We start from the raw sequence: 15,607 nt of genomic DNA on the forward strand, positions 1-15,607 counted from the left end.
GGGGCCGTACGCGTCCGGAATCGCTCGCGTTCGATTCCCGTGCCGGGTCGTTAGGCCGTGCACCGCCGAGCCACCCAGGCGCGGCATCGACCCTGAGGAGGCATGCAGGTGACTGTGACCGACACCTCGACCGACAACGCGAAGACGCCGCCCCCTCCACCGCCGGCCACCATCAGCTTCGAGGGGAAGTTCGGCAAGAACCCGCTGGCGGACGCCGGTTTCGGCGCGATGTGCCGTCGGCTGCCCTCCGTGCTCGTACACACCGCCCGGATGGCCTGGGCCGTCGACAGGCCCGCCGTCCTCCTGCTCCTCGCCTGCCAGTTGCTCACCGGCACCGCGGCCGCCGTCGTTCTGGCCTTCACCGCACTGGCGATGACCCACATCCTCGGCGCCGGGACCGTGTCCGAACGCCTGCACGCGGCGCTGCCCGCCCTGATCGTCGTGACGGCGGCCGCCGCCATCGGCCGCGTCAGCAGTGCCCTGTCCTCGTACGCCGACGGAAGGATCACCCCGCTGCTGATGACCGAGGCGGACATCGCGCTCGTGACCGCCGTGTGCCGAGTGGAGTCGAGCGCCTACGGCGAGGACGGCTTCGCCGACCGGCAGGAGGCCGCCGAGATCGGCGTCACCCGCACCCGGCTGATGGTCCAGGACGCCCAGCGCTTCATGTCGGCCCTGATCCGTATGATCGCCGCGAGCGGCGTGGTCACGACACTGCACCCGCTGCTGCTTCCCCTGCTCCTGCTGGCCGTCCTCCCGGCCGGCGCCGGAGCCGTCCTGTCCGCACGCGTCGACTACGAGACCCACTACCTCAACCTCGGCGACCGCAACGTGCGCTCCATGATGCGCTGGTGGGCCACCTACTCCCGCTTCGGCGACGAGGTCCGCGCCAACGGCATGACCGGCTACCTCACCTACTGGTACCGCGCCCTGTCCGACCGGATCGACCGGCGCACCCTGACCGCCGCGCCGCGCATGCTGCACATCTCCCTGGGCGCCGGCGCCCTGGGCGGGACCTTCCTGCTGTGCACCTGGTCCGCCCTCGCCTGGCTGGCCGCCACCGGCCGTGTCGCCCTGCCCGTCGCGGCCACCGCGGTGATCGCCGTCCAGACCACACTGGCCGCCCTGTCCCAGTTCGTCATCCACGGCGCCGCCCTGTTCCACACCTCGCTCTACCTCGCCGACATGCGCTCCTTCCTCGACATGGCGCAGGAACGCGCCCCCAGGCGCGGGGGAGCTGCCATCCCGGAACGCGTGGACCGGATCCGCCTCGACGACGTCGTCTTCCAGTACCCGGGCAAGGAGGAACCCGCCGTGGCGGGCGTGTCGCTCACGCTGCGCCGCGGCGAGATCCTGGCCGTCGTCGGCGAGAACGGCTCGGGCAAGTCGACCCTGACCAAACTCCTCACCGGCATCCTGCTCGCCGACAAGGGCCGCGTCCTGTGGGACGACGTCGACCTCGCCCAGGCCGATCCGGACGCCGTGTGGAACCGCACCGCGCTCGTCCCGCAGAACTTCGCCTGCTGGCCCCTGCGCGCCCGCGAGAACATCACCCTGGGCCAGCCACGGACGCATGACGACGGACCGGTGTGGGATGTCGTCGACGCCGTCGGCATGCGCGAGGCGATCGAGAAACTGCCCCGGGGACTCGACACCCTTCTCGCCAAGGAACTGTGGGGCGGTGCCGAGCTGTCCGGCGGGCAGTGGCAGCGCCTGGCGTGCGGCCGCGTGCTCTACCGGCGGACCCCGCTGCTGATCCTGGACGAACCGACCTCGCAGATGGACGCCCGCGGCGAGCACGCCATCTTCCTGGAGATCAAGCGCGTCGCCGCCGAGCGCATGACGATCGTCGTCACCCACCAACTCGAGAACACCAGGCTCGCCGACCGCATCCTCGTCATGGACCGGGGCCGTGTCATCGAACAGGGCACGTACGAGGACCTGGCGAACGCCGGAGGACTCTTCGCGGAACTCCTCTCCCTGTCGCAGGACCGGTGAGGCCCTCCGCCTTCACGCCCTCACGGCCGGGCCGCCGGTTCGGTGGCGGGTGAGGCCGTGGCGGGGCGCCTGCCGACGGCGGGAGCGAGGACGATCGCCACGGCGGTGAAGGCGAGGACGACGATCATGGCGACGCGCAGCCCGTAGTGCTCGCCGAGGAAACCGAGACACGGGGGCCCGACGAGGAACGCGACATAGCCGATCATCGCCACGAGGCTGACACGCGCGGCCGAGTCGGGCCCCGAGTCCCCGGCCGCCGAGAGGGTGACCGGGAAGCCGAGCGAGGCTCCCAGGCCCCAGAGGAGCACGGCGGCCCCCGCGAGGACGGCCGAGTCGGCGAAGACGACGACGGCGATACCCAGAGTCGCGCAGACGGCGCTGGCCCGGACGACGGGGGCGCGGCCGAGCCGGTCGATGAGGAGTCCGCCGCCGAAACGGCCGATGGTCATGGCGGCGGCGAAGCCCGTGTAGACGGCTGACCCCAGGGCGGGATCCATGCCGTGGCCGTCGACCATGAGCAGGGGCAGCCAGTCGTTGGCGGAGCCCTCGGCCAGCGCCATGGCGAGGATGACACCGCCGATCAGCAGCAGCCGCGGGTCCTTCCAGACCCGCACCTCGGCCGGTGCGGAGCCGGCGTCAGGCCGCGAGCCGCCGTCGTCCCGGGTCTTGCCGACCGCGTGGGGGATGGCACGGAAGGCATGGGCGAACATGACCGCCGTGACGGCGGCCATACCGGTCAGGTGCCACTGCACCGGCCACGAGACAGCGGTGCACAGAATGCCGAAGGCGGCCCCCACGACAGTGCCCAGGCTGAAGAACCCATGGAGCGTGGGCAGTACGGTCCGCCCCGTGATCCGCTCGACGTCGGCGCCGTCGATGTTGATCGCCACCTCCCCACCGCCCATTCCGGCCCCGAAGAGGAACAGCCCGGCGGTGGTCGCGGGCGCGGAGGACAGCATCGTCCCACCGCCTATGACCGCCATGCTCAGAATGACCAGCAGCGTCGCGACGCCCATGACGGGCCGGGTGCCGAACCTGGCCACCAGCGTTCCGGAACTGAGAATGCCGATCATCGAGCCGACCGAGAGCCCGAACAGGACGATGCCCATCTGCGCCGTCGAGACGTCGAGCTGGTCCCGGATGTCGGGCGTCCGGGTCACCCACGAGGAGATCGACAGTCCGGGTATGAGGAAGAAGAGGAACAGCGCCGCTCGGCGGCGGCGGGTGGCCGGGTCCATCAAGAAGCTCGCTCTTTCACGCGTGTCGGAGAACTGGTCACAGGATCGCCGCGAGCGCGTCCAGTGACGCCAGGTGGTCGTCGCCCACCGGGGTGAGGACGGCGCTGGTGACGCCCGCGTCGAACAACTCCCTGACCCTGGACCGGGCCTGCCCCGGGGTGCCGGCGACGGCGAGTTGCCCCACCCAGTCGTCCGGCAGGGCGCGGGCGAAGTCCTGGGGGCTGTCGCAGCGGGACCGCAGGGCGACGAGTTCGTCGTAGAAGGGGAGCGGGGCGATGTGGGGCCGCCAGTCCGGTTCTCCCACCACTTCGAGGGCGGGGCGGACCGCTGCCAGGGCGACGGCGGGGTCCTCGTCGACCGCCGCGACGTTGTAGGCGACCAGACGGTGTGCGCGAGTCGGGGCGATGTGCTGGAGGGCCTCTCGAACATAGGCGGGGGTGACCGGCTCCGCGAGGAGAGTGCCGTCGGCCACGTCACCGGAGACGGCCAGGGACTTGGGGCCGCGCACCCCGGCCAGGACGACGGGGGCCGTGACCGGTGTCGCGGTCTCGTGCAGGTGTGTGCCGTCGATGCGGACGTACTGCCCGTCGTGGTGCACGGGCCTGCCGCTCAGGACCGCCTTCAGGACGGTGATGTACTCGCTCAGGAGCGTGAGGGGGCTCTTGGGCCATGCCCCGACGCCGCGCATCCACGCGGGCATGCCGTGGCCGACGGCGATGTCCACGCGATCGGGATGCAGTTGGACGAGAGTCGCGATCTCCATCGCGGCGAAGGCGGCATTGCGGGCGGCGGCCGGCAGCAGCCCGACTCCGACGCGGATCCGCGTCGTGGCGGCGAGGACGGTGGCCGCCTGCACCAGCCCGCCCCGGTAGCCGAGGTCCTCCACCACCCACAGCTCGTCGAAGCCGTGCTCCTCCGCCCGCCGGGCGAAGGTGACGATGTCCCGTGCCGGGATGTCGCGGGGCAAGAGGGCGCCGATCGCGCCGTCCCGATTCGTCATGGTGATCTCATCCTCCGCAGGTTCACGTCGTCATCGTCCAGCGGCCGACCAGGGACATGCCGGGAGTCCGATCGTAGTCATTGGGTGATACACCGGGTGCGCGGACGGATCGCTTTCCACGCACAAAGATGCGCCAGGTCGTCGTTGACCGGCACTCCGGGCCAGGGCCAGGGTGAAAGGGACATCAATTCCGGTCACCTTTTTCCGGTCACCGAATGGCGTGCGGGAGGCCGCGATGCTCCAGACAGAAACCCGGGAAGACACCGGGCTCGGGGAAGGCCTCTTCTTCCAGCGCTGCCTCTGGTGCGGCACTCCCGCCTACCGGCGCTCGTACTGCCGTGCGTGCGGCGCCGCGGCCTTCGGCCGGGAACGCAGCGCGGGTGCCGGAGTGGTGGTCCGCCGTAACGGCCAGGTCCAGCAGAACACCTGGTTCGTCGCGATGGACGAGGGCTTCAACCTGCTCTGCCAGGTGACCGGCACGGCACCGGTCGTCGTGGCGGTGGGCGCCCGGGTGACTGTCGTACGAGCCGTCGCTCCCCACGGCCAGGGCCTGCCCGTGGTCGAAGTCGTCCACCCGGAAACGCCTTCGCGCCATGGGTGGTGACAGGTACACCGCTCCCGCGGAGCCATGGACCGGCGGGACGATCAGAGAGGAGGGTGCGTGAGCACCCAGGACAACATGCCGGACGGACGGGGCGCACTGGGCGGGGTGCGCATCGCCGACTTCTCCCGGGTTCTCGCGGGGCCCTACGCCACCATGCTCCTCGCCGACCTGGGCGCCGACGTGGTCAAGATCGAGCGGCCGGGCACCGGGGACGACACCCGGGCCTGGCAGCCGCCGGCGGACCACGACGGCACGTCGACCTATTTCCTGAGCGTGAACCGGAACAAGCGGTCGGTCGTTCTGGACCTGGCCACGGAGTCCGGCCGCGAACAGGCGCGGACCCTGGTCGCCGAGTGCGACGTGGTCGTGGAGAACTTCCGGCCCGGCACGATGGAACGGCTCGGGCTGGGTCATCGTGAACTCCGGGCCCTGCACCCGGGGTTGGTCTACTGCTCGATCAGCGGTTTCGGCAGCGGCGCGGGCGCGGCGATCCCCGGTTACGACCTGCTCGTGCAGGCCGTCGGCGGGCTGATGAGCGTGACCGGGGAGGCGTCGGGTGAGCCGGTGAAGGCAGGTGTGGCCCTGGTCGACGTGATCACCGGACTGCACGCCTCGCTCGGCATCCTCGCGGCTCTCCGGCACCGGGACGCCACCGGGCAGGGCCAGCACGTGGAGGTGAACCTCCTCAGTTCGCTGCTGTCGGCCATGGTCAACCAGGCATCGGCCTTCGCGGTCGCCGGTGTGGTTCCGGGCCGTATGGGCAACGCGCACCCGAGCATCGCCCCGTACGAGACCTTCCCGACCGCCGATCGCCCGATCGCGATCGCGGTGGGCAACGACAAGCAGTTCGCGGCCCTCGCCGACCTCGTGGGGGATCCCGGTCTCGCGCTCGACGAACGCTTCCGCGCCAACGCCGACCGCGTCGCCCACCGCGGCGAACTGCGGGGCGTCCTGACGGAACGACTGGGCGCCGCAGGCGCGGACCACTGGTCGGCGGTCCTGCTGGCCGCGGGCGTGCCCGCAGGCCCCGTCAACACCCTCGACGAGGCATTCGACTTCGCCCGGAAGCTCGGCCTCCCCGGCATCGTCGACCTCCCGGCCGCACTCGCCGATGAGGCAAGCGGCCCCTTCCGGCAGGTCGCCGGCCCCATCGCGCTGAGCGCCACACCCGCGACGTACCGCCTGCCGCCACCGAGCCTGGGCCAGCACACGACGGAGCTTCTCCCTCCGCGCTGACCATCCCTCCCACCCCTCACCTCCGAACCCACCACCGCTACCACCAGGAGCACACGATGAGCGGCGCCAAGCCGATGAAGGACCCCCTCGACCTGCTCGACATCGCCTCCGTCCTCTCCGACGAGGAACGTGAGATCCAGTCCACCGTCGCCAGGTTCCTCGCCGACCGGGTGCGCCCGCACATCGGGGAGTGGTTCGAGAACGCGCACTTCGCCCGCGAACTCGCCCCCGAACTGGGCAAGCTCGGCGTTCTCGGCATGCATCTCGAAGGGTACGGCTGCGCCGGGACGAACGCCGTCAGCTACGGCCTCGCCTGTCTGGAGCTGGAGGCGGCCGACTCCGGCTTCCGCAGCTTCGTCTCCGTACAGGGCTCGCTGTCGATGTTCTCCATCTGGAAGTGGGGTTCGCAGGAGCAGAAGCAGGAGTGGCTGCCCCGGCTTGCCGCCGGTGAGGCGATCGGCTGCTTCGGCCTCACCGAGCCCGACTTCGGCAGCAACCCGTCCGGAATGCGCACCCGGGCCGTCCGCGACGGCGACGACTGGATCCTGAACGGCTCCAAGATGTGGATCACCAACGGCGGCATCGCCGACGTGGCCACCGTCTGGGCACAGACCGAGGACGGAATCCGCGGTTTCCTCGTACCGCGCGGCACCCCCGGCTTCACCACACAGGACATCAAGCAGAAGATGTCGCTGCGCGCCTCGATCACCTCGGAGCTGTACTTCGACCAGGTACGGCTGCCCGACTCCGCGCGACTGCCGCTCGCGGAGGGCCTGCGCGGCCCGCTGTCCTGCCTGAACGAGGCCCGCTTCGGCATCCTCTTCGGCGCGGTCGGCGCGGCCCGTGACTCGATCCAGACGGCCATCGACTACGCCGACTCCCGGGTGCAGTTCGACAAGCCGATCAGCGCCTTCCAGCTCACCCAGAGGAAGCTCGCCGACATGACCGTGTCCCTGGGCAATTCCGCGCTGCTCGCCCTGCATCTGGGCCGGCTCAAGGACCAGGGCCGTATCCGGCCGGAGCAGATCAGCGTGGGCAAGCTCAGCAACGTCCGGGAAGCCATCGCCATCGCGCGGGAGTGCCGCACCGTCCTCGGCGCCAACGGCATCTCCCTGGAGTACTCACCGCTGCGCCACGCCAACAACCTCGAGTCCGTCCTCACCTACGAGGGCACCAGCGAGATGCACACGCTCGTCGTGGGCCAGGCGATCACCGGCTACCCGGCGTTCCGCTGACCACCGCAGACCGAAGGAAGACGACCGTGAACATCGTCGTACTCGTCAAGCAGGTCCCGGACACCGCAGCCGAGCGCACCCTGGCCGGAACCGGCCACCTCCTCGACCGCGAGAGCGCCGATCTCGTCCTGGACGAGATCAACGAGCGTGCCGCGGAGGCGGCCCTGACGCTGAAGGAGACGGTCGGTGCCGAGGTCACCGTCGTCTCCATGGGGCCCGAATCGGCGCTGGACGCCCTCCGCAAGGTCCTGGCGATGGGTGCCGATCGAGGGATCCACATCTGCGACGACAGGCTTGCCGGTGCCGATGTCGTGACCACCGCGAAGGTCCTGGCAGCCGCCGTGCGGACGGTGGAGGACGCCGACCTGGTGCTCGCGGGCAACGCCACGACCGACGGACAGGCGAGCGCGGTCCCGGCCATCGTGGCGGAACTGCTCGGCGTGCCGCAGCTGACGCATGCGCGGGAGCTGACCGTGGAGCCGGGGCGGGTGTGCGCGGAGCGCGAGACGGAACACGGCGAGGCGACGCTGGACGCACCACTGCCGGCGCTGGTCAGCGTCACCGAGAAGATCAACGAACCGCGCTACCCCTCCTTCAAGGGGATCATGGCCGCCAAGAAGAAGCCCGTGAGGACGGTCGACCTCGACGACCTGTTCCCCGACGCGGACACCGGGTTCCTCGTGACCCGCACCCGGGTGGTGGACGCCGTCCCGCGTCCCGCCCGGGCAGCCGGAGTACGCGTCACCGACGACGGCTCGGCCGGCCGGCGACTGGCCGGATACCTCATCGCCCAGAAGCTCGTCTGAACCGCCCGACCCTCGTCTGAACCGCCCGACCAAGGAGCAGCCGCCCATGCCCGATGTCCTCGTCCTCGTCGACCACGACGGGAAACGTGTCCGCAGAACCACGCACGAACTCCTCGCAGCCGCACGGCGACTGGGCGACCCGGCCGCGGTGGTCGTGGGCACCCCCGGCACCGCGGCACGCCTCCGGGAGGACCTCGCCCGGCACGGCGCCACCAGCGTCTACGCCGCCGAATCCCCCGAAGCCGACCGGTTTCTCGCCACACCGGCCGTCGACGCCCTGGAGCTCGCGGCCGGGGACGCCTCCCCTGCCGCCGTTCTGGTCTCCGCGACGACGGAGGGCAGGGAAGTGGCCGGGCGTCTCGCCGCTCGGCTCGACGCCGGGCTGCTGATCGACGTGTCCGGCGTCGACCCGTCCGGCGTGGTGACCCAGGTCGTCTTCGGCGGGTCGTACACCGTGCGCGCACAGGTCACGCACGGCATGCCGGTGATGGCCCTGCGGCCGGGTTCCTTCGAACCGCAGGAGCGTCCCGAGCTGCCGGAGGAGCGTCAGCTCGCTCTGCCACCCGTCGACCCGGCGGCATCCGCCCGCGTCACCGCTCGTCGCGCGGCGCCCGGGGGCGACCGCCCGGCCCTCACCGAGGCGGACGTCGTCGTCTCCGGCGGACGCGGGGTCGGAGGAGCGGACGGCTTCAAGGTGGTGGAGGAACTGGCCGACGCCCTGGGAGGCGCGGTGGGTGCCTCACGGGCCGCGGTGGACGCCGGCTACTACCCCCACCAGTACCAAGTGGGGCAGACCGGCAAGTCCGTCTCCCCTCAGCTGTACATCGCCCTGGGCATCTCCGGGGCCATTCAGCACCTCGCGGGGATGCAGACCTCCAAGACGATCGTCGCCGTCAACAAGGACCCCGAGGCCCCGATTCTCGGCCTGGCCGACTTCGGCGTGGTGGGCGATCTGTTCGCGGTGGCCCCCGTGCTCACCCAGGAGATGGCGGCCCGCCGCGCGGGCCGCTGAGTCCCCGGAATTCCGGGGCAAAAGCTCCCGGCCCCCTCCGTCACATGAACGGAGGGGGCCGGGAGCTTCTCGCATGCCGGACCTCGGACCGTGAGGCGGCCTCTGATGCTTCGTCACGCGGCTCGGTAGCTGAAGAATCCCTGCCCCGACTTGCGGCCCAGCAGACCCGACTCGACCATGCGGCGCAGCAGCGGGGGAGGGGCGTACAGCGGCTCCCGGTACTCCTCGTACAGGGCCTCGCCGATCGCCGCCACGGTGTCAAGGCCTATGAGGTCGGCCAGGCGCAGCGGGCCCATGGGGTGGGCGCAGCCGGCGGTCATCCCGGTGTCGATGTCCTCCGCCGTCGCCGTACCGGAGCCGACCATCCGCACGGCCGCCAGCAGGTAGGGAACCAGCAGCGAGTTGACCACGAAACCGGCGCGGTCCTGCGCGACGATCGTCCTCTTGCCCAGGATCTCGCTCGCGAAGGCACGTACCCGCAGCTCGGTGTCCTTCGAGGTGTGCAGCGAGGGCACGACCTCGACCAGTGGCATGACCGGGACCGGGTTGAAGAAGTGCAGGCCGACCACTGTCGCAGGGCGTCCGGCCGCCGCCGCGAGCCGGGCGATGGGGATCGAGGAGGTGTTGCTGGCCAGGACGGCAGCCGGGTCCCTGACCACCTCGCCCAGCCGCCGGAACAGTTCCGTCTTCGCCCGCTCGTCCTCGACGGCGGCCTCGATGACCAGCTCCGCACCGCCCAGGAGGGAGAGGTCGTCGGTGACCGAGATCCCGGCCAGGGCGTGTGCGCGGTCCTCGGGTGCGAGGGCACCGCGCTTCTCCGCCTTCAGCAGGGAGTCCGCCACGCCCGCCAGGCCGGCCCGGGCCCTGTCCTCGGTCAGGTCGCACAACGTGACGCGCAGCCCGGCCCGGGCACACACCTCGGTGATGCCCTGGCCCATCTGGCCCGCGCCCACGACGCCCACATGCTTGATCGCTGTCATCTCATTCTCCGCCTGTCCTCCGTCGTCGGGCGGCCGATCGACGCCGCCACGATGTGTGCCGCGGTGTCGAGCGTAGGCCGGGTAGACCCCCTCTGACCTGCTCGAACAGTGCGTCATCCACGTACAAACGTGCGCCGGTTCGAAGGCGGGATCGGCGTTTCAGGCCGCGGCCGTCGCGGCGGCCGCCTCCCTCAGCCGGCGGATCACGCCGCGCACCGCGGGCGAGGTCTCCCTCTTGCGGTAGGCCCCGACCAGCCGGGTGGTCAGCGCCACGTCCGCCAGGGGCCGGTACGCCACTCCCGGAATCCGCACGCGGCGCAGCGAATCGGGGACCAGGGCCACCGCGAGACCGCCGCCCACCAGTGTCAGAGCCGCGATGTAGTCCCGCACCGGGGGAGCGCACCGCGGACCGAACCCGCCCTGCTCCGCCACGTCGAGGATCTGGTCACGGCAGCCGTACTCCTCGTCGAAGTGCGGGGCCACGAAGCACTCGTCGCGCAGCTTCGCCGCCGGCACCGCGTCGTACGCGGCCAACGGCGCGGCGGCCGGCAGCGCCAGGACCACCTGCTCCGTGAGCAGGCAGGTGGCCGTGACGTCGGGTGGGTACTCCGGCCGCCAGCGCAGAAAGCCGACGTCGATGTCCCCGCAGGCCAGCGCCTCCAGTTGGGCAGGCGTCTCCAACTCACGCACCTGTACCGTCAGTTCGGTACCGGGAGCCGCGCAGCGGGTGAGGACGTCGGTCAGCACCCCGGAGAACGCTGCCGAGGCGACGTAGGCGATCTGCGCGTGCCCCAGCTCCCCACGGCCCGCGCGCCGGCCCACCGCCTCGGCCCGTGCCGCCTGGGCCAGGGTCGACCGGGCTTCCTCGAGGAAGAGCCGCCCGGCGCTGGTCAGGGCAGGGCGTGTACGCCGTCCGCGGTCGATGAGCCGCACGCCCAGGTGTGACTCCAGCGCTCTGATCTGGGCGCTGAGCGCGGACGGCGCGAGGTGCAGCCGGTCCGAGGCCCGTGCGAAGTGCAGTTCCTCCGCGACGACGACGAACGATTCCAGCCAGCGCAGTTCCACCGGTACCTCCTCCGTCCTGCCGGGACACCCCGCGGCGGCGTCAGGGCAGAACAGGTCCGCCGCGGGGTGAGTATGGGGGATCGGCGCCTCAGGGGATCACGACGTAGTTGCTGAATCCGCCGTCGAAGTCCGTGGCGCGTCCCGAGATCGCCTCGTTGACCTCGGACAGCGGGAAGGGCTTGGTGATCAGGTACGACAGGTCGAGCGCTCCGGTCGCCACCATGTCGGCGACCTCCTGGCCCTGCGCGGTGGTGAACCAGTTGGAGCCGATCAGCTGCACCTGCTCGTCCATCAGCCACTTCACGTCCACGGGCAGCCGGTCGGCCACACCGCCGACGTTGACCACCCTGCCGCCGCGGCGGACGCCCTGCATGGAGTCGAGCATCGTCTCCACAGGGGCCTTGGCACCGAGCGCGCTGATGACGAAGTCGGCCCCCTCGCCGCCGGTGCGGGACCTGGCCCACTCACCGGTGGACCCCTCGCCCAGCCGCATCACCTCGATCCGGTCCGGGGCCAACTCCACGACCCGCTTGAGGAGTTCCTCGTTGCGGCCGGTGCCGAGGACCCTGGAGACACCCGAGGCCAGCGCGAGCAGGGCGGAGGCGACGCCGAGCGTGCCGGTGATCCCGTCGATCAGCGCGACCTGACCCGGGCCGGCCGCGGCGTGCCTCAGAGCGCCGTAGGAGGTGCCGATGTAGCCGAGCTTGCCGGCCTGCTCGAACGTCATGGTGTCGGGGATGTTGACGATCGAGTACTGCGGAGCCGTCATGTACTCGGCGAAGCCACCGTACGGGTAGAGGTCGAAGATCCGCTGACCGTCGCGGGACGTGCTGAAGTAGCCGTTCAGAGTGAAGTAGCGGCACCGGCTGAGTTCACCGCCGCGGCACACCTGACAGCTCCCGCAGGACCGCAGAGGACTCACATAGACCCTGTCCCCGGGCTTGGTGTTGAGGACGGCCTCACCGACCGCCTCGACCACACCCGCGGGATCCAGCCCGAAGATCGCGGGCAGCTGGGGCAACGGCTGGTGCGGATACCAGGTCGGCCAGTTGTTGATCACGTTGGCCATGTTCGGCACGATTCCGCATGCCTTGACCCGCACCAGCACATCGGTCGGCCTCGGGGTGGGCACGTCGAGCGTGTCCACTCTCATCGGCTCACCGAGCCGGTGCAGTCGTGCGGCGAGCATTTTCGCCATTGAAATACTCCTGAGAAGACGGGCCGTACGGTGCCGAATTACCGGGAACGGGGGAAAGGATTCGGGTAGTTGTCCTCGAGGTCGATGTCCAGCAGACCCATGATGCGGACGCCGGAGTTGTACCAGGCGATGGACAGCGAGAGTTCGACCATCTGCCGGTCGGTCAGATGAGCGGCCGCGGCGCGCCAGGTCTCCTCCGAGACGTCGACCTGGAGCGTGGACTCCCTGGCGAGCCGCATGACCGCCCGCTCCGTCTCGTCGAACAGGCCGGAGGACTCGAAGTCGGCCACCGCCGCGAGCTGTTCGCCGGTCAGCCCGGCCTTGAGCCCGTGCGACTGGTGGTGGGCCACCTCGTACGCGGACCGGGTCGCGTGGCCCACGGTCAGAATGGCCAGCTCGCGCAGCCTCGGGCTGAGGTCGGCGGCGCGCAGCGAGTTGGCGTAGGTCAGGAAGGCGTCCAGCTGAGCCGGCGCATGGGTCAGGGCGAGGAAGATGTTCGCCGTCGGTACCTTGCGTTCGGCTTCCAGCCGGTCGTACAGGGGCTTCTGCGACTCGTCCGCGTCCTCGCGGCGCAGATAGGAAACTCGTGCCATGTCGTCTCCTCGGGGGACGGGAAGGTCAGTGCGGGGACTGCTCGAGCAGGAAGCGCTCGAGCGTCAGCGGATTCGGGGGGTCGGCGGGCGGGGTCTGCCGCACCCCCGCGAAGGGCGACGCCTCGAAGTACCACTTCTCCAGCGCCGGGAACCCCCAGCGGACGTTCGTGCTGAGCGATCCCGCGTCCCACCGCACGGGCTCGATCTCGGTGTCGATCGTCTGGTAGTGGGCGTTGAAGACCTCCACCCGGTGCCCGTCGGGGTCACGGAGGTAGGTGAAGAGCATCCCGCCCGGACCGTGCCGCCCCGGGCCCCGCTCGACGCCCTCGCCGTAGCCGAGGATGCCCGCCCAGTCGCAGGCGGTGAAGATGTCACGGCTCTCGGAGACGGTGTAGGCGAAGTGATGGAGCGCGGGGCCGGTGTTCTCCACGAGCGCCAGGTCCAGGGTGGTGCCCTTGCGGTACATGAACGAGCTGAGCAGCTTGTCGCCGTGTGCCAGGTACTCGGAGTTCCGGAATCCGAGCTCTCCGTAGAACGCGGTCAGCTCGTAGGTGTTCGGCGCGAAGGTCTGGAAGTGGTCCAGCCGCTGGGCGTGGGCTCCCCGGTAGTGCTCGAAGTCGATGTGCAGTCTCGGCCGGGTCTCCATGTGCGCGCAGAGTTCGAGCGGGGTGCCGAAAGGGTCGGCGACATGCAGCGTGCGGCCCTGGTAGGGGAGGTCGACCCACTCCGCGGGCAGACCCCGGTCGCGGAACCACGTGTAGGCGATGTCGAGATCCTCGTCGAAGAAGACGCGGAAACCGATCCTCCGGCAGGCGCCGGCCTCCTCCTCGTCCAGCTCCAGTACGAGGCTGTGGTGGCATGCCTCGGCGAGACCGCGGAGGTGGCAGGTGCGCTCGTCCTCGTCGCTGACGACGAGCCCGAGGGCCTTCACGTAGAAATTCCGGCTCTCGGCGAGGTCGGCGACGGTGAGACGCACATGGGAGGCGCGGGTGATGTTGAAACTCGGGCGCAGATTGACGGGTGGCAGCATGCTGGTCTCCGTGCTCCGATCAGCTCTTCATTTCGATGACTTTAATACTTCTGGGCGGTTTTACGGTTTGGTCGTGGAAGGCCCGGAACCGGAGAATGTGAAAGCGGACCAACCACTGAATTCCGCGGATTCGCCGAGGGACTCCTCGATGCGCAGCACCTCGTTCCACTTGGCCATCCGCTCGGAGCGGGTGAACGAGCCCACCTTCAGCTGGCCGGCGTTCCAGCCGACGCTCAGATGCGCGATGGTGACGTCCTCGGTCTCCCCGGACCGGGCCGAGACGACGGTGCCGAATCCGGCGTCCTTTCCGGCGCGCAGCGCCTGGAACGCCTCCGTGACCGTGCCGGCCTGGTTCGGCTTGACGAGGACGGCGTTCGCCGCCCCGCCGGTGGCCGCCGCCTCCACCCGCTTGGCGTTCGTGACCAGGTAGTCGTCGCCGATCACCTGGCAGCGGTGGCCGTGGCGCCGGGTGAACTCCACCATGCCGTCGGTGTCGTCCTCGCCCACCGGGTCCTCGACGGACAGGATCGGATACTGCTCGATCCAGTCGCCCAGCATGTCGATCAGCGCCGCGGTGTCCAGCGTGCGGTCGTCCAGAGCCAGCGTGTACCGCCCGCCACTGCCGAACTGCGAGGCCGCGACGTCCAGCGAGATGCCGACCTGCGCCAGGGGTTCGAACCCCGCCGCCTCGATCGCCCGGGTGAGCGTCTCGAGTGCCTCCTCGTTGGAGTCGAACGCGGGCCAGTAGCCGCCTTCGTCGGCGACGCCCTGGGCCTTCCCGGCCCCGCGCATGAGGCTTCCTGCCGCCCGGTAGATCTCCGCGGTCCAGTCCAGGGCCTCGGAGAAACTCCGTGCCGCGGGGCACATCACCATGAAGTCCTGGACGTCGACGCGGCGGTCGGCATGGGCGCCGCCGCCGAAGATCTGGATCTCCGGCAGCGGGATGCGGACCGGCCGTTCGCCCGCCAGGTGCCGCCACAGCGGTACGCCCGCCGAGGCGGCGGCGGCGTGCAGCACCGCCATGGACGTGGCGACGATCGCGTTGCCGCCCAGGCGAGAGCGGTCGGGCGTTCCGTCGAGGTCCACCAGCAGCCGGTCGACGGCTTCCTGATCGGCCGCGTCGCGGTCCAGCAGAGCGGGCGTGATCTCGCCGTTCACCGAACCGACCGCGCGGCGCACGTCGAGGCCGCCGAAGCGACTGCCGCCGTCCCGCAGGTCGAGCGCCTCACCCTGCCCCGTCGAGGCGCCTGCCGGTGCGATGGCACGGCCGGTCGCGCCGTCCGCCAGACGCACCTCGACCTCCACCGTCGGACGCCCGCGGGAATCCCACACCCTGCGGCCGTGGAGTTTGGCGATCCGCGCGTCTGTCATGGCGGTGCAACCTTTCGAAGATCGGACGATCGGGGCACCGAGCGGTGCCCGCGCATGCCGTCAGGGGAGGGGGCGCGCCCCGCAGCCGGAGGCGTACGGATTCCGCGCGCAGGAGAAACGGGCGCGGTCCGAGGCCAGGGGCCGGTCTCAGAAGAGGTGCTCCCCGGCCGCGAGTGACCAGGGGGACGAGGAATGCTCATCCGCTGCGGCTCTGATCGTGCTAACGATAGCGCAATCGTGC

General features: G+C 70.6%; 14 protein-coding genes. 6 read left to right on the forward strand and 8 right to left on the reverse strand.

What is annotated here, in order from left to right; genetic code table 11:
- Nucleotides 1–108 precede the first annotated feature (108 nt).
- Nucleotides 109–1,998 (forward strand): ATP-binding cassette domain-containing protein, encoded by a 1,890-nt coding sequence (locus ACIBK5_RS32075; protein WP_399025021.1) that lies wholly within the window; start codon nucleotides 109–111, stop codon nucleotides 1,996–1,998.
- A gap of 20 nt (nucleotides 1,999–2,018) precedes the next feature.
- On the opposite strand, the gene ACIBK5_RS32080 is transcribed toward ACIBK5_RS32075, so the two are convergent.
- Together ACIBK5_RS32080 and ACIBK5_RS32085 are read right to left on the reverse strand one after the other, a co-directional pair.
- Nucleotides 2,019–3,236 (reverse strand): MFS transporter, encoded by a 1,218-nt coding sequence (locus ACIBK5_RS32080; protein ID WP_399025023.1) that lies wholly within the window; start codon nucleotides 3,234–3,236, stop codon nucleotides 2,019–2,021.
- 37 nt (nucleotides 3,237–3,273) lie between these two features.
- Complete coding sequence (locus ACIBK5_RS32085; protein ID WP_399025025.1) at nucleotides 3,274–4,236, reverse strand: LLM class flavin-dependent oxidoreductase; 963 nt, start codon at nucleotides 4,234–4,236, stop codon at nucleotides 3,274–3,276.
- Nucleotides 4,237–4,471: 235 nt separating this feature from the next.
- Between ACIBK5_RS32085 and ACIBK5_RS32090 the strand changes: the two genes are divergently transcribed.
- The 5 genes from ACIBK5_RS32090 (at nucleotide 4,472) to ACIBK5_RS32110 (ending at nucleotide 9,129) form a co-directional block, all read left to right on the forward strand.
- Nucleotides 4,472–4,840: a Zn-ribbon domain-containing OB-fold protein gene (locus tag ACIBK5_RS32090; RefSeq protein WP_399025027.1), complete on the forward strand. Its 369-nt coding sequence runs from the start codon at nucleotides 4,472–4,474 to the stop codon at nucleotides 4,838–4,840.
- 75 nt (nucleotides 4,841–4,915) lie between these two features.
- A complete protein-coding gene (locus tag ACIBK5_RS32095) occupies nucleotides 4,916–6,076 on the forward strand; it encodes a CaiB/BaiF CoA transferase family protein (protein ID WP_399025298.1) in 1,161 nt (386 codons plus the stop codon).
- A 56-nt stretch (nucleotides 6,077–6,132) separates the two neighbouring features.
- Nucleotides 6,133–7,311 (forward strand): acyl-CoA dehydrogenase family protein, encoded by a 1,179-nt coding sequence (locus ACIBK5_RS32100; RefSeq protein WP_399025029.1) that lies wholly within the window; start codon nucleotides 6,133–6,135, stop codon nucleotides 7,309–7,311.
- 26 nt (nucleotides 7,312–7,337) lie between these two features.
- Nucleotides 7,338–8,117, forward strand: coding sequence for an electron transfer flavoprotein subunit beta/FixA family protein (locus ACIBK5_RS32105; protein WP_399025031.1), 780 nt, complete (start codon nucleotides 7,338–7,340; stop codon nucleotides 8,115–8,117).
- Nucleotides 8,118–8,163: 46 nt separating this feature from the next.
- A complete protein-coding gene (locus ACIBK5_RS32110) occupies nucleotides 8,164–9,129 on the forward strand; it encodes an electron transfer flavoprotein subunit alpha/FixB family protein (protein WP_399025033.1) in 966 nt (321 codons plus the stop codon).
- Nucleotides 9,130–9,242: 113 nt separating this feature from the next.
- On the opposite strand, the gene ACIBK5_RS32115 is transcribed toward ACIBK5_RS32110, so the two are convergent.
- The 6 genes from ACIBK5_RS32115 to eno form a co-directional block, all read right to left on the reverse strand.
- On the reverse strand, nucleotides 9,243–10,109 hold the full coding sequence (locus tag ACIBK5_RS32115; protein ID WP_399025035.1) for a 3-hydroxybutyryl-CoA dehydrogenase: 867 nt from the start codon (nucleotides 10,107–10,109) through the stop codon (nucleotides 9,243–9,245).
- Nucleotides 10,110–10,268: 159 nt separating this feature from the next.
- A complete protein-coding gene (locus ACIBK5_RS32120) occupies nucleotides 10,269–11,174 on the reverse strand; it encodes a LysR substrate-binding domain-containing protein (RefSeq protein ID WP_399025037.1) in 906 nt (301 codons plus the stop codon).
- Nucleotides 11,175–11,262: 88 nt separating this feature from the next.
- Entirely contained in the window at nucleotides 11,263–12,372 is a 1,110-nt protein-coding gene (locus ACIBK5_RS32125) for an alcohol dehydrogenase catalytic domain-containing protein (protein ID WP_399025039.1), read from the reverse strand.
- A 38-nt stretch (nucleotides 12,373–12,410) separates the two neighbouring features.
- A complete protein-coding gene (locus ACIBK5_RS32130) occupies nucleotides 12,411–12,965 on the reverse strand; it encodes a carboxymuconolactone decarboxylase family protein (RefSeq protein WP_399025041.1) in 555 nt (184 codons plus the stop codon).
- A gap of 25 nt (nucleotides 12,966–12,990) precedes the next feature.
- Complete coding sequence (locus tag ACIBK5_RS32135) at nucleotides 12,991–13,995, reverse strand: VOC family protein (protein ID WP_399025043.1); 1,005 nt, start codon at nucleotides 13,993–13,995, stop codon at nucleotides 12,991–12,993.
- A 60-nt stretch (nucleotides 13,996–14,055) separates the two neighbouring features.
- Nucleotides 14,056–15,366, reverse strand: coding sequence for a phosphopyruvate hydratase (gene eno, locus ACIBK5_RS32140; protein ID WP_399025045.1), 1,311 nt, complete (start codon nucleotides 15,364–15,366; stop codon nucleotides 14,056–14,058).
- Between the last annotated feature and the right edge of the window lie 241 nt (nucleotides 15,367–15,607).

Source organism: Streptomyces sp. NPDC050546 (assembly GCF_044457425.1).
Lineage (GTDB): Bacteria > Actinomycetota > Actinomycetes > Streptomycetales > Streptomycetaceae > Streptomyces.

Bases quoted from the DNA above. Each gene is read 5' to 3' on its own strand.
- ACIBK5_RS32085 (WP_399025025.1), bottom strand. From the start codon at position 4,236: ATGACGAATCGGGACGGCGCGATCGGCGCCCTCTTGCCCCGCGACATC.
- ACIBK5_RS32125 (WP_399025039.1), bottom strand. From the start codon at position 12,372: ATGGCGAAAATGCTCGCCGCACGACTGCACCGGCTCGGTGAGCCGATG.
- ACIBK5_RS32110 (WP_399025033.1), top strand. From the start codon at position 8,164: ATGCCCGATGTCCTCGTCCTCGTCGACCACGACGGGAAACGTGTCCGC.
- ACIBK5_RS32115 (WP_399025035.1), bottom strand. From the start codon at position 10,109: ATGACAGCGATCAAGCATGTGGGCGTCGTGGGCGCGGGCCAGATGGGC.
- ACIBK5_RS32130 (WP_399025041.1), bottom strand. From the start codon at position 12,965: ATGGCACGAGTTTCCTATCTGCGCCGCGAGGACGCGGACGAGTCGCAG.
- ACIBK5_RS32135 (WP_399025043.1), bottom strand. From the start codon at position 13,995: ATGCTGCCACCCGTCAATCTGCGCCCGAGTTTCAACATCACCCGCGCC.
- ACIBK5_RS32080 (WP_399025023.1), bottom strand. From the start codon at position 3,236: ATGGACCCGGCCACCCGCCGCCGCCGAGCGGCGCTGTTCCTCTTCTTC.
- ACIBK5_RS32100 (WP_399025029.1), top strand. From the start codon at position 6,133: ATGAGCGGCGCCAAGCCGATGAAGGACCCCCTCGACCTGCTCGACATC.
- ACIBK5_RS32090 (WP_399025027.1), top strand. From the start codon at position 4,472: ATGCTCCAGACAGAAACCCGGGAAGACACCGGGCTCGGGGAAGGCCTC.
- ACIBK5_RS32095 (WP_399025298.1), top strand. From the start codon at position 4,916: ATGCCGGACGGACGGGGCGCACTGGGCGGGGTGCGCATCGCCGACTTC.
- eno (WP_399025045.1), bottom strand. From the start codon at position 15,366: ATGACAGACGCGCGGATCGCCAAACTCCACGGCCGCAGGGTGTGGGAT.